The organism is Rhizobium sp. BK098, assembly GCF_014193155.1.
In the GTDB taxonomy this organism is placed as follows: Bacteria; Pseudomonadota; Alphaproteobacteria; order Rhizobiales; family Rhizobiaceae; genus Rhizobium.
In genome coordinates this window covers 668,354-690,574 of sequence record NZ_JACHYY010000001.1, presented here as the reverse complement: position 1 = coordinate 690,574, position 22,221 = coordinate 668,354, and the positions used below count along the sequence as shown (strand labels likewise).

Annotated in this window: 22 protein-coding genes and 1 riboswitch; of the genes, 13 read left to right on the top strand and 9 right to left on the bottom strand. The window is 59.2% G+C overall.

All coding sequences use genetic code 11. The features are described from left to right. Positions 1-4 precede the first annotated feature (4 nt). Entirely contained in the window at positions 5-529 is a 525-nt protein-coding gene (gene cobU / locus FHT73_RS03335) for a bifunctional adenosylcobinamide kinase/adenosylcobinamide-phosphate guanylyltransferase (protein ID WP_183709802.1), read from the bottom strand. Between the two features lie 143 nt (positions 530-672). Continuing rightward, positions 673-1,072: riboswitch (cobalamin riboswitch) on the bottom strand. 180 nt (positions 1,073-1,252) lie between these two features. Between cobU and FHT73_RS03330 the strand changes: the two genes are divergently transcribed. Next, positions 1,253-3,049, top strand: coding sequence for a chloride channel protein (locus FHT73_RS03330; RefSeq protein ID WP_183709800.1), 1,797 nt, complete (start codon positions 1,253-1,255; stop codon positions 3,047-3,049). Here FHT73_RS03330 and FHT73_RS03325 read toward each other — a convergent pair. After that, on the bottom strand, positions 3,046-4,500 hold the full coding sequence (locus FHT73_RS03325; RefSeq protein WP_183709798.1) for a cobyric acid synthase: 1,455 nt from the start codon (positions 4,498-4,500) through the stop codon (positions 3,046-3,048). The two genes, FHT73_RS03330 and FHT73_RS03325, sit on opposite strands and share 4 nt — an antisense overlap. A 235-nt stretch (positions 4,501-4,735) precedes the next feature. Between FHT73_RS03325 and FHT73_RS03320 the strand changes: the two genes are divergently transcribed. From FHT73_RS03320 to bmt, 5 genes are all read left to right on the top strand, one after another. Further along, on the top strand, positions 4,736-4,879 hold the full coding sequence (locus FHT73_RS03320) for a hypothetical protein (protein ID WP_015340209.1): 144 nt from the start codon (positions 4,736-4,738) through the stop codon (positions 4,877-4,879). A gap of 812 nt (positions 4,880-5,691) precedes the next feature. Further along, positions 5,692-6,690, top strand: coding sequence for an ABC transporter substrate-binding protein (locus FHT73_RS03315; RefSeq protein ID WP_112334614.1), 999 nt, complete (start codon positions 5,692-5,694; stop codon positions 6,688-6,690). Between the two features lie 247 nt (positions 6,691-6,937). Continuing rightward, positions 6,938-7,849 (top strand): proline/glycine betaine ABC transporter permease, encoded by a 912-nt coding sequence (locus tag FHT73_RS03310; RefSeq protein ID WP_112334613.1) that lies wholly within the window; start codon positions 6,938-6,940, stop codon positions 7,847-7,849. After that, positions 7,842-8,894, top strand: coding sequence for a glycine betaine/L-proline ABC transporter ATP-binding protein (locus FHT73_RS03305; protein WP_112605470.1), 1,053 nt, complete (start codon positions 7,842-7,844; stop codon positions 8,892-8,894). Before FHT73_RS03310 ends, FHT73_RS03305 begins: the two co-directional genes overlap by 8 nt. Positions 8,895-9,060: 166 nt before the next feature. Beyond that, positions 9,061-10,074 carry a betaine--homocysteine S-methyltransferase gene (gene bmt, locus FHT73_RS03300; RefSeq protein WP_183709796.1) on the top strand — a complete coding sequence of 338 codons (1,014 nt, stop codon included), beginning with the start codon at positions 9,061-9,063 and terminating at the stop codon, positions 10,072-10,074. Between the two features lie 120 nt (positions 10,075-10,194). Here bmt and glf read toward each other — a convergent pair whose 3' ends face one another. The 6 genes from glf to FHT73_RS03270 all read right to left on the bottom strand — a co-directional run bounded on the left by glf (position 10,195) and on the right by FHT73_RS03270 (position 16,716). After that, positions 10,195-11,370: a UDP-galactopyranose mutase gene (gene glf, locus FHT73_RS03295; protein ID WP_183709794.1), complete on the bottom strand. Its 1,176-nt coding sequence runs from the start codon at positions 11,368-11,370 to the stop codon at positions 10,195-10,197. A gap of 36 nt (positions 11,371-11,406) precedes the next feature. After that, positions 11,407-12,207: a hypothetical protein gene (locus FHT73_RS03290; protein ID WP_112605464.1), complete on the bottom strand. Its 801-nt coding sequence runs from the start codon at positions 12,205-12,207 to the stop codon at positions 11,407-11,409. A gap of 255 nt (positions 12,208-12,462) precedes the next feature. After that, complete coding sequence (locus FHT73_RS03285; RefSeq protein WP_183709792.1) at positions 12,463-13,395, bottom strand: hypothetical protein; 933 nt, start codon at positions 13,393-13,395, stop codon at positions 12,463-12,465. Positions 13,396-13,527: 132 nt separating this feature from the next. Further along, a complete protein-coding gene (locus FHT73_RS03280; RefSeq protein ID WP_183709790.1) occupies positions 13,528-14,268 on the bottom strand; it encodes a phosphodiester glycosidase family protein in 741 nt (246 codons plus the stop codon). Between the two features lie 73 nt (positions 14,269-14,341). Then, entirely contained in the window at positions 14,342-15,034 is a 693-nt protein-coding gene (locus tag FHT73_RS03275) for a 4Fe-4S dicluster domain-containing protein (protein ID WP_183709788.1), read from the bottom strand. 101 nt (positions 15,035-15,135) lie between these two features. Then, positions 15,136-16,716: a trimethylamine methyltransferase family protein gene (locus tag FHT73_RS03270; RefSeq protein ID WP_183709786.1), complete on the bottom strand. Its 1,581-nt coding sequence runs from the start codon at positions 16,714-16,716 to the stop codon at positions 15,136-15,138. 259 nt (positions 16,717-16,975) lie between these two features. Here FHT73_RS03270 and FHT73_RS03265 point away from each other — a divergent pair, with 259 nt between their 5' ends. After that, positions 16,976-17,677, top strand: a complete 702-nt coding sequence (locus FHT73_RS03265) for a B12-binding domain-containing protein (RefSeq protein WP_112334822.1) — start codon at positions 16,976-16,978, stop codon at positions 17,675-17,677. 66 nt (positions 17,678-17,743) lie between these two features. Here the strand turns inward: FHT73_RS03265 and FHT73_RS29405 are convergent, their stop codons facing one another. Then, positions 17,744-17,902, bottom strand: a complete 159-nt coding sequence (locus FHT73_RS29405; protein ID WP_112334606.1) for an entericidin A/B family lipoprotein — start codon at positions 17,900-17,902, stop codon at positions 17,744-17,746. A gap of 19 nt (positions 17,903-17,921) precedes the next feature. On the opposite strand from FHT73_RS29405, the gene FHT73_RS03260 reads away from it, so the two are divergent. The 6 genes from FHT73_RS03260 (at position 17,922) to FHT73_RS03235 (ending at position 22,179) form a co-directional block, all read left to right on the top strand. After that, complete coding sequence (locus tag FHT73_RS03260; RefSeq protein ID WP_183709784.1) at positions 17,922-18,560, top strand: DUF1638 domain-containing protein; 639 nt, start codon at positions 17,922-17,924, stop codon at positions 18,558-18,560. Positions 18,561-18,796: 236 nt separating this feature from the next. Further along, complete coding sequence (locus FHT73_RS03255) at positions 18,797-19,099, top strand: virulence factor (RefSeq protein ID WP_095435163.1); 303 nt, start codon at positions 18,797-18,799, stop codon at positions 19,097-19,099. Beyond that, positions 19,092-19,670: a methylenetetrahydrofolate reductase C-terminal domain-containing protein gene (locus tag FHT73_RS03250; RefSeq protein ID WP_183709782.1), complete on the top strand. Its 579-nt coding sequence runs from the start codon at positions 19,092-19,094 to the stop codon at positions 19,668-19,670. Before FHT73_RS03255 ends, FHT73_RS03250 begins: the two co-directional genes overlap by 8 nt. Before the next feature lie 3 nt (positions 19,671-19,673). Further along, positions 19,674-20,780 carry a methylenetetrahydrofolate reductase gene (locus tag FHT73_RS03245; protein ID WP_183709780.1) on the top strand — a complete coding sequence of 369 codons (1,107 nt, stop codon included), beginning with the start codon at positions 19,674-19,676 and terminating at the stop codon, positions 20,778-20,780. Between the two features lie 102 nt (positions 20,781-20,882). Beyond that, a complete protein-coding gene (locus tag FHT73_RS03240; protein ID WP_112605452.1) occupies positions 20,883-21,848 on the top strand; it encodes a methyltetrahydrofolate cobalamin methyltransferase in 966 nt (321 codons plus the stop codon). Position 21,849: 1 nt separating this feature from the next. After that, positions 21,850-22,179 carry a hypothetical protein gene (locus FHT73_RS03235; RefSeq protein WP_112334602.1) on the top strand — a complete coding sequence of 110 codons (330 nt, stop codon included), beginning with the start codon at positions 21,850-21,852 and terminating at the stop codon, positions 22,177-22,179. Positions 22,180-22,221 lie beyond the last annotated feature (42 nt).

Sequence of the window (22,221 nt, the reverse complement as noted above, 5' to 3'; positions counted from 1 at the left end):
TGCATCAACCCTTCATTTTCAGCGGCAAGCCCGCTGCGATAAAATAGACTTCGGCACTTGCCGCTGCGACCATTTGGTGCAGACGGCCGGCATGATCGCGAAATTCGCGCGCCATGCGATTTTCCGGCACGATTCCCAAGCCAACTTCGTTGGAGACGAGAACGAGCCTCGATCGTGCGGTCGGCAGAAAGGCGGTCAGGGCGGCAAATTCCGCCGCCATGTCACGCTCGGCCATCATCAGATTGGTGACCCATAGCGTCAGGCAGTCGACAAGCACTGCCCGCCCCTCGGCATCGATGGCGGCAAGCTGCCCGACGAGATCGATTGGCTCCTCATGCGTCTGCCAAAGGTCGCCGCGGTCGGCACGATGCTTCGCGATGCGCTCGCGCATCTCGTCGTCCCATGCCTGCCCTGTCGCCACATAGTGACGTTCAAGACCCGTGTCCGAAACCAGGGATTCGGCAAACCTGGATTTGCCGGAACGCGCGCCGCCAAGGACGAAGACTGCTTGGGAAGCCGGAGGCGACATGTGTTATGCCCGCTCACACGCAAAAGCGAGCGCCACCAGCACTAAGTCGATACCGGGAAACAGGCGTCCAAACGCCGAAAAAAACTCGTCTTGCGCCATGACAACCTCCGTGCTGGCAGCGGAACTGACGTTCCATAATAGGCTTTGTGCCTGGCACGCATGGCAGGTCTCCTGGCTCGCGGATAAGGCGCCGCGACGGGGGCGGACCGAAACCGGTCGCCCCCAATCGTGCACAAGCGGATCTTTCTCGCCTTCCCGGCAGTCCATCATGAAAAGGCGGACGATTCGTAGAATAAGAGGCGTCCAGCCCCGGTTAATCATGATGCCACGCCAGTGGCTTTTTCGACTTGAGCCTGTCCCGCCCCGTTCGCCCCATGCGAACCATCGACAGAATAGGCTTCGAACCGAATGAAAGACCCTGACCGCTCTACAGTCGCGGGGTCGGCTGTGATGAGAACGCCCGGATTGGGTCCGTCCCTCCACATTCCCTTTTCATCCCATGCGGCAGATCGCCGCTCGGGAACCATTCGTTATGCCGGCAATGATTAGGCTTTCACTTACGTCAAGTCAATCAAGGGCATGGATGCGACCTGCGCCGTCCCGATTGCGAAATCGGCGGAAAATTCTCATGAAACCAGCGGCTTTTTTGCCGTATTTCTTTGATGTTAGGAGTTTATAGAGGGTAAGCTCTCACATTCGAGTAAAACGTATCGTCCGTTTCCCATGCTGCAGAAATTCCAACCGCGACGCCTCGGCGTCTTCTCGGCCCTATTCGATCTCGGTCGCTTCAGGGCATTGCTGCGCCGTGGCGAATTGGGACTTGTCTTCGCCGGAGCGCTGGTAGGCATAGTATCCGGCTGTGCGGTCACGGCGATGAGCTATATCTCGCGCAAACTTCACAGCGTCATCTATGGCATAACCGACTACGAACGCTTGAGTTCGGCGGCAATGGCAATTCGGGACAAATCGGTAGTGTTCATCGCACCGATCGCAGGTGGCATCATTCTCGGCATCCTGCTCTACATATTGTCCCGCACACGCAAAAAGCCGATGGTCGACCCGATCGAAGCCAATGCGCTGCACGGCGGTCGCATGTCGCTCACCGACAGTATCATCGTTGCCGTGCAGAACCTGATCTCGAATGGATTCGGCGCCTCTGTCGGACTTGAGGCCGGCTACACGCAGATTGCCGCCGGCATCGCCTCCAAATTCGGCTACAAGATGCAGATGCGCCGCGCGGATCTGCGCATGCTCGTCGGCTGCGGCGCGGCCGGCGCCATCGCCGCCGCTTTCAACGCGCCGCTCACCGGCGCCTTCTACGCCTTCGAGCTGATCATCGGCAGCTATTCGATCGTGACCCTGACACCCGTCGTCGTTTCGGCGCTGATATCCACAATGATCGCAAGACTGCTTGCCGGCGACGACTTTGCCATCGATATCGATCACTTCGGGGCGATCGTGCCGGCGGATTATCTTCCGGCCATCCTGCTCGGCGCCTTCTGCGCCGGTATCGGCATCCTGATCATGCAGGGCGTCGCATGGGTCGAGGAACTGGCGCGCAAAAGCTCGATCGCGCCGCCTTTCCGCCCTGCACTTGGCGGCTTGGTGGTGGGAACACTGGCGTTGATCTCGCCACAGGTTCTGTCTGCCGGCCACGGCGCCCTGCATCTTAACCTATCGGCCGATGTGACGCTGAGTGCACTTGTCGGCGTCTTCGTCCTGAAGTCCCTGGCATCAGCGGTCTCGATCGGCTCCGGCTTCAGAGGCGGTCTCTTCTTTGCGTCGTTGTTCATGGGTGCGCTGCTCGGTAAGATCTTCGCCTATTGCGCACCTTATTTCGATCACGCCACGCTGACGCCGGCCGTCTACGCAGTCGTCGGCATGAGCTCGCTTGCCGTCGCGATCATTGGCGGGCCGCTTACCATGACCTTCCTGGCGCTCGAAATCACCGGAGATTTTCCGATCACCGCCCTGGTTCTGGCGGCGGTCATCACCTCCTCGCTGGTGGTGCGCACGACCTTCGGCTACTCCTTCGCCACGTGGCGCTTCCATTTGCGCGGCGAGAGCATCCGCAGCGCTCACGATGTCGGCTGGATCCGCAACCTGACCGTCGCCCGCATGATGCGCCCCGATGTGCATACGGCCAGCATCGACATGAGCATCGAGGAATTCCGCAGGAATTTCCCGATCGGCTCGGCGCAGCGGGTCATCCTGGTTGACAAGAACGAAAAATATTCCGGATTGGTTCTCGTACCCGACGTCTATGCGAGCCCCGTCGAAAAGGATGACGAGGAACACGGTCTTTCCGATTTCATCCAGCTGCGCAATGAATTTTTGCAGCCGCAAATGAACGCCAAGCAGGCAGCAGCCATGTTCGAGCAGACGAAGAGCGAAGCGCTCGTCGTCGTCAACGACCTCATCGAACGCAAGGTCATCGGCCTGCTGACGGAGAGCTATACGCTGCGTCGCTACAGCGAAGAACTCGACCGCCGCCGCCGGGAAGTCTCCGGCGAACTCTAGGCGACCAGACCGTCGAGCCAGGCGGGATCGAGCACAGCTTCCAGCTCTGCTGCAACTTCGTCCAAAGCCGCGTCGACGCTGGCGCGATAGTTCATGCGCTCGCCGGAGAGGCCGAAGCTTGCCAGCAGCTTTGCCCGATAGCTGTCACTGCTGAAAAGGCCATGCAGATATGTGCCCATGATGCGACCATCCGGCGATACGGCTCCATCAGGCCGCCCGTCGATCATGGCCGATGGCCGCTCGCAGTCCCGGCCCCGCGTCACGCCGAGATGGATTTCATAGCCCGATAACGGCACATCATACTCTTTGGAGACGGCAGTGCTGTTGCGCAGGGTCTTTTCCGGCGCCATCTCCGTCTCGATATCCAACAGGCCCAATCCCGGCGTCTCGGTCACCGATCCTTCGATGCCAAGTGGATCATGGACCATGTGGCCGAGCATCTGGTAGCCGCCGCAAATGCCGATGACGCGGCCGCCGCGGCGAACATGCGCGGCTATATCACGGTCCCATCCCTGCTCGCGCAGATTAAGGAGATCACCGATCGTAGACTTCGAACCCGGCAGCACCACGAGCGCTGCATCGGCAGGCAAGCGCTCTCCAGCGCGGACGAACACCAAATCGACATCCGGTTCGGCCCGCAGCGGATCGAGGTCGTCGAAATTGGCGATGCGCGACAGCACGGGTACGGCGACCTTGAGCGCGCCAGAGGAACCCCGAGCAAGTCGCTCCAATACGACCGAATCCTCCGCCGGCAGGCGCGCCGCCGCCTTCAGCCAGGGGACGACACCATGGCAGTGCCACCCCGTGAAGCTACCAATTGCCTCGATACCCTCAGCGAAGAGGGAGACATCGCCACGGAACTTATTGATCAGATAGCCGCGGATCATCCGCCGATCTTCCTCCGGCAAGATATGGTACGTGCCGACCAGCGACGCGATCACGCCGCCGCGGTCTATGTCGCCGACCAGCACGACGGGGACATTAGCGCGTGTCGCAAAGCCCATATTGGCGATGTCGCCGCGCCGCAAATTGATCTCGGCGGGCGAGCCTGCCCCCTCGACGATGACGAGATCGGTCCCCGCCCGCATCGTGGCGAAGCTCTCAAGCACCGCGCCGAGCAATTGCGGTTTGAGCGCCTGATAGTCCCGGCCATTGGCTTGGCCCCAGACCTTGCCCTGCACGATGATCTGGCTGCCGGTTTCCGATTGCGGCTTCAACAACACCGGATTCATATGAACCGATGAGGGAACGCGTGACGCCAGCGACTGCAGCCACTGGGCGCGTCCGATTTCGCCGCCATCTTCGGCAACGGCGGCATTGTTCGACATGTTCTGTGGCTTGAACGGGCGCACTCTCACGCCCCGGTTTGCGAACAGCCGGCACAAGCCCGCGACCAATACCGTTTTTCCGACATCGGAGCCGGTTCCCTGCAGCATGATCGCTCTCGTCATTCCTCACCACCTTGATATGCTACAGCCACTGAAAACGCTGGATTCTGCCTTGATTTTGCCGCGATCTCCGCCCCTCGGAGCCCACCGACACGATACAAAAATGCATCATCGTCCGATATGCTCTGTTTGCGACATTGGATGACGATTTCATCCATTGTGAGTTACGCGGAAGAGGATTATCTCCATCGCGAAAACAAACAACGAAACCGGCCGGTCCGGGTCGGAGGATACCCCAATGCTTTTCATCTTCAACAGACAGAATTCCATCCAGATCGCCTGGAACGGCAAGCTTCCGGCTCACCGCCCCGAGAGCCGGCTGCAGCAGCTCGATACGCGCTTCGGCACGGTGGGCTTCATCCGCACGTATAATGTTGGCTGATAGCGCGTCAAGCCGCTAGTCCAACACACGAGAAGCCGCCATGCGATAGCATCGGCGGCTATATTTTTGCTCAATGTCGGGATCGGAGCGGATTGCCGCTCTCACACAGAAAACTGTCTTGTAACGGCGCTCTTTAAAGCGCGAAAACCGCGCGATCCAGAGATCGACACGGTTTGCCAAAAACGCCGGCTTCCCTGCACATACACCGCAAGGTTCGCATTCCCCGGTACGCTATACCTGATCCAGGGAAGCAGCGGTTGTCCCCCGCCACGCATCGATTGATAAACCGACATCGTTACTGGAGGGTTATTAAGTGCTTAAATTAGAGTGAATCTGAAAATTTTTTGAAAATTTTCCGCTTTGCGTTGAGAAATCGCAAACGACGCAAATGAGATATAAAACGTCTTCCAGGGACACGATATTTGAGCACCATTCAAATCCGCCTGGGTGGCAAAGCTTTGAGCAAGCCATGTGATGGACGTTTTACAGCCATGAATGGCAGAAAATAGGCTAATTCAGGCGCTTAATTAAGCTTCTCCAAGAGACACGATAACGTCCATCGGACGACCGGCTGTTGATTTCTTCATCCAAATCCTTACGCTGCCTGATGTCGATGCAAAGAATGCCCGGCCGCGATAAAGTTCAGCGGTCGCAAAAAGACCAGATGCACGACGGCAGCAAAGGGGACCGTACGGGCGTCGTCAGCGGCGTATGAACGGTTGCAATTGGACCGCGCTGACAGGGGATCGACAGAAATCGAACGCATTAGGGTCGATTTCCGCAACGTAACGAAAAATTGGGAGACGATATCAATGAAGAAGCTTCTCGCTTCAGCCATCTTCGCATTCGGCGCCTATGCTTTGGCTGGCTCGGCGCACGCTGCGGATTGCGGCAGTGTATCCATTGCTGAAATGAACTGGGCATCCGCAGGCGTCGCCGCGCAGGTCGACAAGATCATCCTGCAGAACGGTTACGGCTGCAATGTCACTCTGGTAACCGGCGATACACAGCCGACCTTTGCCTCCATGAACGAAAAAGGTCAGCCTGACGTCGCACCAGAGCTTTGGGTAAACGCTGTGCGCACCGCGCTCGACAAGGCCGTATCCGAGGGCCGCTTGATTGTGGCCGCACCGCTTCTGAGCGACGGCGGCGTCGAAGGCTGGTGGATTCCGAAGTTCCTCGCCGACGCCCATCCGGACATCAAGACCGTTCAGGACGCCCTCAAGCATCCCGAACTCTTCCCTGCGCCCGAAGATCCGTCCAAGGGTGCCGTCTATGACTGCCCGGCAGGTTGGAACTGCCAGATCTCCACGACCAACCTCTACAAGGCTCTTGGCGCCGACAAGCTCGGCTTCACGCTTGTCGATACCGGCTCCGCCGCAGGTCTCGACGGTTCGATCGCCAATGCCTTCGAAAAGAAGACCGGCTGGCTCGGTTACTATTGGGCTCCGACAGCCATCCTCGGCAAGTACGAGATGGTTCGCCTGAGCTTCAACGTGCCGCATGACAAGAAGGATTGGGATGCCTGCACGTCGCAGCAGGATTGCGCCAATCCGAAGGTGAACTCCTATCCGGTTTCGGACGTCTATACCGTCGTGACCAAGGACTTTGCCGCAAAGGCCGGCATCGCCATGGACTACATGAAGACCCGCAAGTGGGATAACGCCACGGTCGGCAAGGTTCTCGCCTGGATGACCGACAATCAGGGTACGAACGAGGACGGCGCCAAGTACTTCCTCAAGACCTACCCCGATATGTGGACCAAGTGGGTCGCTCCGGACGTCGCCACCAAGATCAAGGCATCGCTCTGATCCATGTTGCTGAATCGGCGGTGGCCTCGTGCCTGCCGCCGATTTCATATTCGCGCAGAACACCTCAAACGACGCTCATACCGACAGTGCGGCTCGGCACAAGGTCGCAACGAGTGCAGATTGATGGTGGCGAATATAGTAAGAATGCAAGGGCAGCCTGAAGAACCGGTCGCAGCGCTGCAAGCCATCCGCACGTGAAGGCCACACGGGCGGAGCGGGACAAAACCGGACCAAGAAGGGGAAATACATGGCTATTCAGTGTACGATCCTGCCGAATGTGCTCTGCAACTTTCCGGCAATAGATGAATCGCTCATACGCCTCGCGCGCAAGAATATCGACGACGGCTTCAGGGCGTCCGTACGCGCCTACGGCACTCTCATCGATGCCATCGTGCAGCCGCTGCAATGGTTTCTGAACTATCTCGAATGGGCATTTACCAATACGCCCTGGTTCATCGTGCTCATCGTGATGATGCTCGTCGTCTATGCAGCAAGCCGCAACCTGAAAATTGTTGCCGGCACCGCGATCTCCATGATCCTCATCGGCGTCTGCGGCCTTTGGACCGACACGATGATCACGCTCGCGATGGTAACGGTCTGTACGCTGATCGCCATCGTCATTGGCCTGCCGATCGGCATATTGATGGCGCGCTCAGACCGGCTGCAATCGATCGTCAATCCGATCCTCGATGTCATGCAGACCATGCCGAGCTTCGTTTATCTGATCCCGGTCGTCGTCATCTTCGGCATCGGCAAGGTGCCGGGTCTTATCGCCGTCGTCATCTATGCCGTCCCACCGATGATCCGCCTGACCAATCTCGGCATCCGCCTCGTGGACAAGGAAGTGCTGGAAGCCGCCGACGCTTTCGGGTCGTCGCATCGCCAGAAGCTGTTCAACGTGCAGATCCCGCTCGCACTGCCCACCATCATGGCCGGCATCAACCAGACCATCATGATGTCGCTCGCTATGGTCGTCGTCGCCTCCATGGTCGGCGTCGGCGGGCTCGGCCGAAATACGCTGCAGGCGATCAACAATCAGTTCTTCACCGTCGGTTTCCTCAACGGTTTCGCATTGGTCGCCATCGCCATCATTTTCGACCGAACGAGCCAGGCCTATGGCAGACGGCTCCAGAAGCACTCGGAGGTCATCCATGGCTAGTCACGCGATCCAGATAAAAAACCTCTACAAGATTTTCGGCCCTCGCGGACGCGACTATGTCGACCAGGTCAAGAACGGCTTGGGTAAAGCCGAACTCAACGAGACGCATGGTCATGTGCTCGGCCTGCAGGATATCAACATCGACATGCCGGCCGGCGCCATCACCGTCGTCATGGGCCTTTCCGGCTCGGGCAAATCGACGCTGATCCGTCACATCAACCGCCTGATCGAGCCGACCGCCGGCGAAGTGCTCTATGACGGCGTCGACGTTTGCAAGATGAACGAAAACGACCTGCGCGAATTCCGCCGCCACAGAACGGCGATGGTATTCCAGAAATTTGCACTGCTGCCGCACCGCACGGTGATCGAGAATACGATCTACGGCCTGGATATCCAGGGCGTGCCGCGCTCCGAAAGCGAAAAGAAGGGTCAGTATTGGATCGAACGCGTCGGACTGAGAGGGTTCGAAAGGCACTATCCGAACCAGCTTTCCGGCGGCATGCAGCAACGCGTCGGCCTTGCCCGGGCGCTGACGAACGATGCCGACATCCTGCTAATGGACGAAGCCTATTCGGCGCTCGATCCGCTGATCCGCGTGGATATGCAGACGGTGCTGCTCGATCTGCAGAAGGAGTTGAAGAAGACTGTCGTCTTCATCACCCACGATCTCGACGAGGCCCTGCGCCTTGGCGATAAGATCGCAATCCTGCGCGACGGCAAGGTCGTGCAGCAGGGCACCGGTCAGGAGATCGTGCTGCAGCCTGCCGACGACTATATCACGGCCTTTGTTAAGGAGGTGAACCGCGGTCGCGTCATCCAAGCTCAGACAATCATGAAGCCGCTTTCGGGCGAACCCAGCGGCACGCGCGTGCCTGGCGACATGACGCTGGAAGTCGCCGCCAAGCAGATCACCGAGGCGGGCCAGACAGGAGCCGTCGTCACGGATGCGAGCGGCAAGCCTATCGGCACGATCGATCTGCAAAGCATCATCGCCGCCATGGTCACGCCCACGACACACGACACGGCAGAAATGGCAGCAGCCTGACGGCGCGATTTTCATCTCAAGTGACAAAGCGCCCTTACGGGGGCGCTTTTTCTGTCTTGTTGCCGCGTCGACATATGGGGCAGCCATCTTGTCGTTGTGTTCACATAAAGAAATGTTTATATCTGCATTTGACACTCTTTAGAGCCGCCGCATCCGAGGACACACTATGACCGTCGCCACCAATCCCTTGAGCGATCTGCTTGCCGAAAAAGGCGTACTGCTTGCCGACGGCGCAACCGGCACGAACCTCTTTGCCATGGGCCTGGAGGCCGGCGAAGCGCCCGAGCTCTGGAACGAACAGCATCCCGACCGGATCACGAAACTGCATCAGGATTTCGTCGATGCCGGCGCCGACATCATCCTCACCAATACCTTCGGCGGCACGCGCCATCGCCTCAAGCTTCATCATGCTCAGGATCGCGTGCACAGTCTCAATAAGACGGCGGCCGAGATCGCCCGTGCCGTTGCCGACAAGGCCGGCCGCAAGGTCATCGTCGGCGGCTCGGTAGGGCCGACGGGCGAGTTGCTGATGCCGCTCGGCGCCTTGACCTATGAAGACGCCGTCGCAGCCTTCGTCGAGCAGATGGAAGGCCTTCAGGCCGGCGGTGCCGATGTTGCCTGGATCGAAACCATGTCTTCGCCGGACGAGATCCGCGCTGCTGCCGAAGCCGCTGCCAAGGTCGGCTTGCCCTATACATATACCGGCTCGTTCGACACGGCCGGCAAGACGATGATGGGCCTACACCCGAAGGATATTCATGCCGTCGCCACCGATATCGGTGCAGGGCCGCTCGCGGTCGGCGCCAATTGCGGCGTCGGCGCATCGGATATCCTGTCCAGCCTCCTCGACATGACGGAGGCAGACCCGGCCGCCATCGTTATCGTCAAGGGTAATTGCGGCATTCCCGAATATCGTGGCGCAGAGATCCATTATTCCGGCACACCGCCGCTGATGGCCGACTATGCCCGTCTCGCGCGCGATGCCGGAGCCAAGATCATCGGCGGATGCTGCGGCACCTCCTGCGGCCATCTGGCCGCCATGCGGGAGGCGCTGGACAGCTACGTGCCCGGCGCTCGCCCGACGCTGGAGACGATTATCGAGCGGATTGGCCCCATGCGCAACAAGACGGCCAACGAAGGCGGCGCCGCTCCGGCGCGTGAGCGTCGCCGGCGCTCCTAAGCAATTTAAGGAAAGCCCGACAACCGAGCTTCCCCCTGCGAATCGGGTATTTTTGCCTTGAGCCTTGTTCGGCACTGCCGACAGTTACGCGCCGAATATCGGCGCGTAACGGGCAATCGCCTATCTTTCACCGCCGATAGCGCGGCCCTCGGTGAAATGCGGAACAATCCGGCTGTCGAAGGCCTTCAAGGCAGCGCCGATGGCCTGGTGCATGTCGAGATATCGGTAGGTGCCGAGCCGCCCGCCGAAATGGACATTCGCCTCCGCCTCGGCCCGCTCGCGATAGCGCAGGAATATCTCCTTGTCCTGACGCGTGTCGATTGGATAATAGGGTTCATCGACGCGCTTCGCCGATCGTGAATATTCCCGCACAACGACCGTCTTTTCGGTCTGGTAGCTTCGCTCGGGATTGAAATGCCGAAACTCGAGGATACGCGTGTAGGGGATTGTTTCATCGGCATAATTCATGACCGCCATCCCCTGGAAGTCGCCGGTGTTCAGCGTCTCTTTCTCAAAGTCGATGGTGCGCCAGCCCAACTCGCCTTCGGAATAATCGAAATAGCGGTCGATCGGGCCGGTATAGACGATCGGAAGCCCAGCCGGCAGCGTTGATTTTAGCGAGAAGAAATCGACGCCCAGGGCAATTCGGATCTTCGGATGCTTCAGCATCCTCTCGAAAATCGCCGTATACCCGTCGACCGGCAGGCCCTCATACTTGTCGTTGAAATAGCGATTGTCGAAGGTGTAGCGGACCGGCAGGCGCGTAATGATGTGTTCGGGCAGGTCACGCGGATCCGTTTGCCACTGCTTGGCCGTATAGCCGCGGATAAACGCCTCATACAAGGGCCGGCCGATCAGAGAAATCGCCTTCTCTTCCAGATTGGCCGGATAGCGGCCGGCCATTTCCGCCGCCTGGTCCGCAATCAGTGCCCTCGCCTGGTCGGGCGAAAGGCGTCGATTGAAGAATTGCGAGATCGTGCCGAGGTTGATCGGCATCGAATAGACTTGATCGCGATAGGTCGAATAGACACGATGCTTATAGTCGGTGAATGCGGTGAACCTGTTGAGATAGGTCCAGACCAGTTCGTTCGGCGTATGAAAGAGATGCGCGCCGTAGCGGTGAACCTCGATACCGGTCTCGCTATCGAACTCGCTATAGGCATTGCCGCCGACATGTTTCCGGCGGTCGATCAGAAGCACGTTCTTCTGCAGCTCGTTGGCCACCCGCTCCGCGAGCGTCGCGCCATAGAAACCGGCGCCAACAACAAGCAAGTCAACATCGGCGAAATTGATCATGATCGCGAGACCAACCCCCTTGCCGCCAACTTTCGATCAGACCTGCCCGAATACACTGAAGACCTCCAATTCGAACTTTGTCTCTTCGACGGCAATAGAGCGCCGATAGACACCGAAATCCTCGAATCTCTCCGGAAAATTCTGGATCACGTCATCGATCGCTCTTGAAATCTCGTGCGTTCGTTGGGGATGATTGCCAAACTTGTATTTGGCCGGAATGGGCAAATCCTCGAAATTGCTGGCCGAGCCGTTCCGACCGGTGATCACGCAGCATCCGAGCAGCGCCGCTTCGCGCGGCATGCGATCCTTGCCGGCATGTGGACCAAAGTCGACGTAAAGCTTGGCTTGCGCCATGTTTTGATGGACTTCCGTCGGCGACATGTTGCTGAGGATCTTGAATTCATATTGCGGAGACATGGTCGCCAGTTGGCGCCCGAAAGCCTCGGCCTTGTTGTTGAACAGAACCAGATCGCGCCGCTGCTGAATCGGCTGTGGCGCCACGTTGTTTGCCAGTGTCGTAAAATCCGAGATCCGCAAGACATCGCTGAAGCCCAAAATACTGAGCTGTGCCGTGGCATAGGAGGATTGCGACAGCATCTTGCAGTCGTTCTCCAGAAGGAACGGTACGCCGCCCAGCGGCATCAGATGCCGCATGCCGTAATCGAAACTCAACCACCAATAGGCTTTAGTCGCCTTCTTGAAGAGCGGAATCAGATGCGGCCATATCTCCGGAAACACCACGATCGCGTTTTCGTTGTCGATGATATAGTCCGAGCTTTCGGTCGCGTAGGCCCGATATTGCGGATGAACGGCATTCTCGTATTCCCGAAATACCATTGTGGTTTCCCCATCAGGGGACGGCATCAGGGAGTGATCGGAACCGTTGGTATAGACCATCCTGGCGCTGCGCCCGATTTTGGTCAGCCTTGCGCAAAGTTGGTGAAGGGCCTCCGGGCCGCCCGTCATATGATTCGGTGGGCAGAGGATGTAGATCGTTTCATTTCCAGTCATAGTCGCAGTCCACCTTCACATGTCGTTTGCCGATCCGCCCGCCACAGGCGCCCGGTTCGCCGCCAAATTGCTCTAAAAAACCTAGCCGCCCCTCGCCATCAAAGCGGAAAGAATAGTCGCCTGCTGGCGCTCGCACATGAGGCCGAAGCCGCGGCTCGCAATTGCCGACCGTCTCTCGTCGTCGCGAACGAGCTCGATGCAGGTTTCGACAAGCCGATCATAATTGCAAAACGCCATTCCCTTGGCAAAAGCAGCCACTTCCGGGTCGTGGATATTGCCCTCGCTGACGACGCAGGCGCCATTGGCAAGCAGGAAGGAAACGCGGCAAATCTCGAAGATCGCGGCGTCGAAATGATGCACGTTGAGGACGATTTTGGAGCGCCCGATGAAAGCGTCGCGCTCGGTGCCGTAGACACCGAACAGGTGAACGAGGTTCAGCCCGCTTGCTTGCAGCGCCACCAGCACATGCTTGCGGCGTTCGTTGACCGAGCCGTAAAAGAGAACGTCGATATCCTTCACCGGCGCTTGGGGCACACGCGTCAGGTGCCTGTTGTATCCCACATCGAGAATTTCGGCGGGAACGCCGAACCTGGCCAGCCCCTGGCGATTGCGCTCGCTGTAATCGAGCACGGCGAATTTCTTGAGCAGTCCGAGATATCGATGATTGATCCAACTGCTTTCAGCCGAGACCTGCTCCATATTCACGATGATGCTCTCAGGTGGCAGCCATTGCGCCGCGACAGAGGGCAGCAAATTTGCGCCGTAAACGATCGGTACGCGTCCGTTCCAATCTCGCGGATTGGTAACCAGAGGTGCACTGCCACCGAGTTCGGCAAAGGCGTAGTGAAGGCCGAGGGCAACATCCTCGAAAGCGCGGCTGTGAACGTAGCCCTCTGGGCTGACGATCCAAATACAGTGCCGATCCTTGTGATGTTCCCAACCGAAAGGAAAGGCTGGCAGGGCGTGTTCCGCGCCATGCGATGCGACAGTCTGTTTCTCCGCTTGCGCGTGCATGTTGATCCTTCTCGAAGACTCGCTGGAACCCCTCGCTTGAAAACTGCGCGATGGGCCTTGCTCAAACCTTGCGAGACCGAGAGCCGGTGGAGAGCTTCGTGAAGGCGTTCTTGTCTATATATTGGAGCTACCCTAGCCCGGCAGCATTTGCGTCACCGCGATGATCGGACCGAGCGGAAACAGGCTGTCGCGCCTTTGCCATTCCGGTATGTCGACGCTGGAAATGCTGCCGTCGAGAAACAGGGCATTCGGACAGTTCAGATCGTCGCGAAACAGCGTCGCAAAATCGTGGAAGCGCACCGCGCCATCGGAAATGGCGAAGATGACCTTGCCGTCAGAGTTAACGCCAACGCCGTTTCGCGTCTTCAAGCTCGGGCTGTCGGCCAAAAATGACGGATGGAGCTTGCCGCCGATGACCAGCATCGGGCCGGACTGCGTCGCGTAAAAAGGTTTGATGCCGGAAGCAGCGAAGGCCTTGCTCTCCACGATCCCGACCCTGCCTCTATCGACATAGAAAACCCCGTTCGGCAAGAGATGGAAATTGCCCCAGCCCTTGTTGGTATTGATCGCCTTCACCTCGCGTCCGTTTTCGATGAAGAGACCGACGGGAGATTGATCGTCGAGATACATGCCGCCGTTCATCGCAAAACGCACATAGACGCGCTCCTGGCGCAGATCCATTTCCAGCGCCCGGAACGAACCATAAGGCTTACCGTTGCGGTCATTCTGGAAAATCTGGACGTCGTAATGGGCGGGATCGAAGGTGCAAACCGTGTAGCCGTCACCGAGATGCTGAACCTTGCGGCAGGCCTCACCGGCCGAGGCGGTCGCGGCAAAGGCAAGAACGGCAAGGCTGAGTATCAATCGAATCAAGCGCATAGCTCCGCATCAATAGCACAAGCGCTAGAACGCATCGCAATGCGGCGAAACAAGGAGTACGCGGGAACTAAAGCTGGAGTGCCGCCATATGGAATGCAAGCTGTTCGGCGGGATAACGATAGCCGGCCCCGATCGGGCAGGCATTGCGTGCGAGACAACCGCCGACCATGCAGTCGGCCTGCCCTTCCCGCGTACGCAAATGCGAGCGACAGCTTGGAACATGAAAGCCCGCTGTCGTTACGGCCGCTACCGGGCAGGCAGTGACACAGGGCTTGTCAACGCATACATCGCATGGATGCTGAGGAAATGCCGGTGCGAGGTTATTTTCAATGGCATCTGCAAATCCCAACGCGCCACGATAGCCGTGCCACACGCCATAAACAGGATGGATCAGTATACCGAGCGGCGATGCCTTCAAGCCTTCGGCCTGCATGGCCCATCGCTGGAACGGCTGCCAAGGCGGATCCGAAGGAAAATAGGCCGTGGCACCCAAGTCACTTGCAACTGGCCGGATGACTATCTTCGACCAGTCGTCGAGCGGGTCGGGCCGGCCGGCATTCTCGGGCAATTGCCACCAGCGCGAAAACGGAATCCAGATCGAGCCGCCGATATTGCCAAGCAGGACCACGCTTTGCGCCGCCGTGCCATCGGCCAATAGCGGCCCCTCGCCGTCGCCGAAGGACACTATACCTCGAACGAAAACTCCGTCGACGCCGAGCGCCGCACGAAGCCGTTCGAGTATGAGAGGGCCGCGGCTCACCGTGGCCCCTTATATTCATAGTGCGGCCGCCAGACTTCCTTCTGGATGAGGTCGGCAACGCGCGTCGCACCGCCTTGCTCCCTGGCGGCCTCGGGCTCTCTTCAGGTGAAAGCGTCCGGCATGGAGTCCTTGCGCGTCTGGATATAGGCCAGAAGAGCCTCGTCGATCGCCGGATCGAGCGGCGGCGCTTCGTAGTGATCGAGCCAGGAACGGCAAAGCGCATTGGCGCGCTGTTCGATGCGCTTCTGGCCTTCGATCTCCCACTGCTCGAAGGAATTGTTGTCCGCAAGCGCCGAGCGATAGAAGGCGGATTGGAAGTTGGCCTGCGTGTGGCCGCAGCCGAGATAATGGCTACCCGGGCCGACTTCGCGGATGGCATCGAGCGCCTGACCGTTCTCCGAGAGATCCACCCCTTCGGCCATCTTCTGCATCATGCCGAGCTGATCCTGGTCGATCATGAACTTTTCGTAGGAGGAAACGAGCCCCCCTTCGAGCCATCCCGCAGCGTGCAGCACGAAATTCGTGCCAGCCAGCAGCGTCATGTTCAGCGTATTGGCGGATTCATGCGCCGCCTGTGCATCTGGCACCTTCGATCCGCAGAGCGAACCGCCGGTACGGAACGGCAGACCGAGGCGGCGGGCGAGCTGTGCCGCGCCGTAGGACACGAGCGAGGGCTCCGGCGTACCAAAGGTCGGCGCACCCGACTGCATCGAGATTGATGCTGCGAAGGTACCGAACAGCACCGGCGAGCCCTTGCGGATCAGCTGCGTAAAGGAAGCACCCGCCAGCACTTCGGCCAGAATCTGCGTCAGCGTGCCTGCGACCGTCACCGGGCTCATTGCGCCCGAGAGAATGAAGGGCGAAATGACCGAGGCCTGATTGTGACGCGCATAGACCTTCAAGGCGCCGACCATTGTCTCGTCGAAGACCATAGGCGAGTTGGCATTGATGAGGTTCAGCGTCACGCAGTTGTTTTCAACAAAATCGTCGCCAAAGACGATCTTCGCCATCGCGATCGTGTCTTCGGCGCGTTCCGGCGCAGTCACCGAGCCCATGAACGGCTTGTCGGAATATTTGATATGGCTGTAGACCATATCGAGATGGCGCTTGTTGACCGGGATATCGACAGGCTCGCACACCGTGCCGCCGGACGAATGCATCGACGGCGCCATATAGGCGAGCTTCACGAAATTGCGAAAATCCTCGATCGTCGCATAGCGGCGGTTGCCCTCGAGATCGCGCACAAAGGGCGGGCCGTAGACCGGCGCGAAAATCGTTGCCTTGCCGCCGACATGGGCGTTGCGTGCGCTGTTGCGGGCATGCCAGGTGAATTCCTTCGGAGCCGTCTTCAGAAGCTCGCGGCAAAGGCCCTTCGGAAAGTGCACGCGCTGCCCTCGCACGTCGGCACCGGTCTCCTTCCAGAGCGCCAGCGCTTCCGCGTCATCGCGAAACTCGATGCCGATTTCTTCCAGAACCGTATCGGCGTTACGTTCGATGAGCTGCAGGCCCTCTTCGTCAAGCACTTCGTAGACGCCGATCTTGCGGGTGATATAGGGGAGCGAAGGACCCGGCCCACCGCCGCTGCGCGAAGCACGCCGCGCTGCCGCACCCCTGCCCTCGCTGCGCGAACGCCGTCCACCGCCATCATTGCCTGCAGCCGGTTGCTCAATCATATCGTCCATGATGTTTCCTCACTCCTGCGCATGGATGCGTCTATCAAGCGCCATGCTACCCGATTCCGCCAAGCGGACGTTCCTTAATGCGCCAGCAATTAGCATAGGACAGACATGGACTGCTAATATCAACTGTTCTTCGTCCGTCGCGATTGTTCCGTGCGACGTCGCATTCAAAAAGAGTTTTGGCGGCCTTCCGGTCTATCCGTAATGGCGGCAGTGTTTTATACAAGTCTCTGATGCATTGCACGAAAACGGGATGGAGCGCATGTCTGACGACGAAATCATTCTCTCGGAACTTTCTGACGAAGAGCTCGTGCAGCAGATGCATGACGACCTGTATGACGGCTTGAAGGAAGAAATCGAGGAAGCCACCAATATCCTCCTGGAGCGTGGCTGGGCGCCCTATGATATTCTGACCCAAGCGCTGGTCGAAGGCATGCGCATCGTTGGCATCGACTTCCGCGACGGCATTCTCTTCGTTCCGGAAGTTCTGCTGTCCGCCAATGCGATGAAGGCCGGCATGTTTATTCTGCGTCCGCTTCTGGCGCAGACCGGCGCGCCGAAGCTCGGCAAAATGGTGATCGGCACCGTCAAGGGCGACATTCATGACATCGGCAAGAACCTTGTCGGCATGATGATGGAAGGCGCAGGCTTCGACGTCATCGACCTCGGCATCAACAACCCGGTCGAAAACTATCTCGACGCCATCGAGCGGGAACAGCCCGACATTCTCGGCATGTCGGCCCTGCTGACCACGACGATGCCCTACATGAAGGTTGTCATCGATACTCTGAAGGAAAAGGGCCTGCGCGATGACTACGTCGTACTGGTTGGCGGTGCGCCGCTGAATGAGGAATTCGGCAAGGCCGTAGGCGCCGATGCCTATTGCCGCGACGCCGCCGTGGCGGTCGAAACCGCCAAGGAATTCATGAAGCGCAAGCACAACAGCCTGGCTGCCGGCGCCTGATTGCAAGAAACTGATGGCCGGCGATAACCAATGGGTTGCCGCCGGCGCATCGGCATCCCAAATTGATTATTGAGCCGCCTTCTTGACGGTATGACCAGCGTCCTCCGTCGCGTGGACCGCGTTTGCAGTATCTCTGCCCACGCCGCGTATGGTATTGGCGCAGGAAGCAAGTACCATGAGAACGGCGCAGGCCGCTGCAATTTTCGTGAGTGTCGATGCAGTCATGATTGGGAACCCCCTCTGAGTGGATATCGATCAAAAAAATGCGGAGAAGAACCCTCCGGGCGATAAACGTATAACAAAGCAAAAGGTTCATGTGATCGCGTGCGGCGCAATCGCACGCGAAATACTGGCGCTTACCCGAATAAACGGGCTCGATCACATCGATCTCCACTGTCTTCCCGCAATCTATCACTCCTATCCGCAGAAGATCGCACCAGCACTGGAAGAAGCGATTGCCGATGCCCGCTCTCGCGGCTTCGAAAAGATCTTCATTGGCTATGCCGATTGCGGCACCGGTGGCGATATCGACAGGATTTGCGAGCGCGAGGGAATAGAGCGGCTTTCCGGACCGCATTGTTATTCCTTCTTTACCGGCAACGAGGCCTTCGCGGCGCGTGACAATGATATCACCTCGTTCTTCCTCACCGACTTCCTGGCCCGCCAGTTCGAAGCCTTCGTCATCGTCCCGCTGGGTTTGGACCGTCATCCCGAATTGCGCGATATGTATTTCGGCAACTACCGCAAGGTGGTCTATCTCTCGCAAGAGGAAGATCCGGCGCTGCAGGCAAAGGCGAAGGAAGCCGCCGCCTATCTCGGACTGGACTACGAATATCGCTACACCGGGTACGGCGATCTTGCCCGCGAGTTGCTGACCGTCTGATTACGACACCTACGTCGCTTTTCTGTCTTCCTCCTCTTTGCTTGGGCCGACATGCTGGACGACGGAAGAACATTCAATCACAGTTCGCACCCGGCCGTTTCAAAGGATAAAGCGCCTTGGCGATACTTCCAGACAAGGTTTTCATCTCGCGTCGCTTTTCGGCATGTGGCGCGTCGTGGCGAGTGCAGTCCCAAGGTCGGCCGGCGTGCATTCTGGCGTGAAGAGGAGATTTGTGCATGGCGGATCGCATTGTCGTCTACTGGCGGGACATTCCGGCCCAGGTGATCATCAAGAAGGGCAGGCAGACGGCAAAACGCGAGCTTTCGTTGCGCTTTACCGAAGCAATAGACATGTGCGCCATGCGCACCGGTGCCGCTGAAACTGACGATTATCTCGCCGAATGGCGCAAGGCGGACCCGGTGCCGGTATCGGACGATCTCGAAGCCGAAGCAGACAAGGCGGCGAGCGAGCTCGAGGCAGCTTATGATCGCGAGCGGCTGGTGGCTCTGGTGAAATCCGGAGGCCGCGATAATGGCTGATGCCGTTCAGAAGCCCGGCAATGCCGCCGCGGGCGCAAAAGCGGCCAGCGGTGCCTATACGCCTGCGGGAGTTTCGCCCAATCGCCGCGCCCGGCGCAAATACACGGTCCGTCTCTGGGCCGTGCGTCACTCACGTTTCTTGGAATGGTTCTATCGTCGCTTCGCCGACGCCTTCCTCCTGCTTCATCCGCTGTGGAAGGCGTTCGGCTATGACCGCGTAGAGCGCCCGATCACCTTCATCGAACGCAATGTGAAGGGCTTCCTGTTCGATTGCCGCATGTGCGGCCAGTGCGCGCTATCATCGACGGGCATGTCTTGTCCGATGAACTGTCCGAAGCAGCTGCGCAATGGCCCCTGCGGCGGCGTGCGCGCCAACGGCAATTGCGAGGTGGAGCCCGATATGCCCTGCGTCTGGGTGCAGGCCTGGAATGGCTCGCGGAACATGACCCACGGGGACGCGATCCTCAACGTGCAGAAGCCCGTGAACCAGTCGCTGCGCGAAACATCCTCCTGGCTCCGCGTCACGGCGGAGGCCGCGGCAACCCGCGAAACGGCGAAAAAGGAAGCCTGAGCGATGTCGCATATCGATGAAAACCCGCTTGGCGTCCATCTGCCGCTCGATCCCCTGCCCGGCCACTCTTCGCTCGGCCGGCTGGAACGCGTGCTTCGCCGCGGCGAGTTCGCCGTGACAGCCGAATTGAACCCGCCCGACAGCGCCAATGCCGAAGACGTTTATGAACGCGCAGCCATCTTCGAAGGCTGGGTCGATGGTATCAATGCCGTCGATGCCTCGGGTGCGAACTGCCATATGTCTTCAGTTGGCATCTGCGCGCTTCTGACACGCATGGGCTATGCGCCCATCATGCAGATCGCCTGCCGCGACAAGAACCGCATCGCCATCCAGGGCGACGTGCTGGGCGCAGCCGCCATGGGCGTTTGCAACATCATGTGCCTGACCGGTGATGGCGTACAAGCCGGCGATCAGCCGGGCGCCAAGCCGGTCTTCGATCTCGATTGCATGTCGTTGCTGGAAACCGTGCGCATCATGCGCGACAACGCGAAATTCCTCTCCGGCCGCAAGCTGACCTCGCCGCCGAAGGTCTTTCTGGGAGCCGCCATCAATCCCTTCGCACCGCCTTACGATTTCCGACCCTACCGGCTGGCGAAGAAGATCGAGGCCGGGGCGCAGTTCGTCCAGAGCCAGTATTGCTACGACGTGCCGATGTTCCGCGAATACATGAAGAAGGTGCGCGACCTCGGCCTCACCGAAAAATGCTTCATTCTCGTCGGCGTCGGCCCGCTTGCATCGGCAAGAACTGCCCGCTGGATGCGCTCGAACGTACCGGGTGTCCACATTCCCGATGAAATCATCAAGCGTATCGAAGGTGCGCAGGATCAGAAGAAGGAAGGCAAGCAGCTCTGCATCGACATCATCAACGAGGTGAAGGAGATCGAGGGCGTTTCCGGCATTCACGTCATGGCCTACCGCCAGGAGGAATATGTCGCCGAAATGGTGCATGATTCCGGCGTGCTCAAGGGCCGCCAGCCTTGGAAGCGTGAAGCCGGCCGCACCGATGCCCTGGTTGCCGAGCGCCTGCATCAGATCAGCGAAGGCCGGGAAGAAAACCAGCAGGCGATGGCGGAAATTGCAGCCCACCATACGCCGCCGCAGACGCATTGAGTTCGATAGATAGAGGCGGGCCAGGAGAGGAATCGTCCGGCTTGTAACCCAGATCACCGCACGATAGACCAGCTATCGGGCCAACTGACCAGAGGATCAGACATGACGCGTACCATCGTTGCCTCCGCCACCCGCGAGATCATCATAGGCTTCGACCAGCCTTTCTGCGTGATCGGCGAGCGCATCAACCCGACGGGGCGCAAGAAGCTCGCTGCCGAGATGATCGAAGGCAATTTCGACACCGTCATCAAGGACGCTCTGGAGCAGGTGGCCGCCGGTGCGACCATGCTCGACGTCAATGCGGGCGTCACGTCGGTCAATCCGAACGAGACCGAACCGGGTCTGCTGGTGCAGACGCTGGAGATCGTGCAGGGTCTGGTCGACGTACCGCTCTCGATCGACAGCTCGGTCACGGCGGCCATCGAAGCCGCACTCAAGGTTGCCAAGGGCCGGCCGCTGGTCAATTCGGTGACGGGCGAAGAGGAAAAGCTCGAAGCCATCCTGCCGCTGGTCAAGAAATACGACGTGCCCGTCGTCGCCATCTCTAACGACGAGACCGGGATTTCCATGGATCCGGACGTGCGTTTCGCGGTCGCCAAGAAGATCGTCGAGCGCGCCATGGATCACGGCATCAAGCCGCATGACATCGTCGTCGATCCGCTCGTCATGCCGATCGGGGCGCTGGGCGATGCCGGTCGCCAGGTCTTCGCGCTGCTGCACCGCCTGCGCAACGAACTCAAGGTGAACACCACCTGCGGCCTCTCCAATATCTCCTTCGGCCTGCCGCACCGCCATGGCATCAATGCCGGTTTCATCCCGATGGTCATCGGCGCCGGCATGACCTCGGCGATCATGAACCCCTGCCGGCCGCAGGAAATGGAAGCCGTGCGCGCCGCCAACGTGCTGAACGGCACGGACGCCAATTGCACCAACTGGATCATGACCTATCGTGACTACAAGCCGGCAGAAGGCGTCGCAGCCGCCGCAGCAACGGCGGCACCTGCCGCCGGCGGCGGACGCCGCGGCGGTCGTGCAGCGCGCGCCGGTGCAGGAGCAGCGAGGGAATAAGATGTCATCCGGTCGCGGCCTTTCCAATGATCTTGCCACGCTCTGGCTACAGACACCTGTCGTGATCGCGATCAGGCTGCAGCAGATGTGGATGGACGCGCTGACCGGCAATGTGAATGCCGCCGAAATGAACCGGATGGTTTCCGAAAAGATGATGGCCGCGGCGGAAAGCGCCGTTGCCGTAAATGCAGCAATGATGCAACAGGGTTTCGCGGCTCTGACGTCCGCGGGCACGACAAGCCAGCGCAGCATCGTCGATGCGGTCACCCACGCTGCGATAAAACCCTATAGCAAGCGCGTTCGCTCGAACGCACGCCGTCTTAGCAAATAGAAAGGCTGATCCGTGGCCGAAGCCAGCGACAGCGCCAAACCT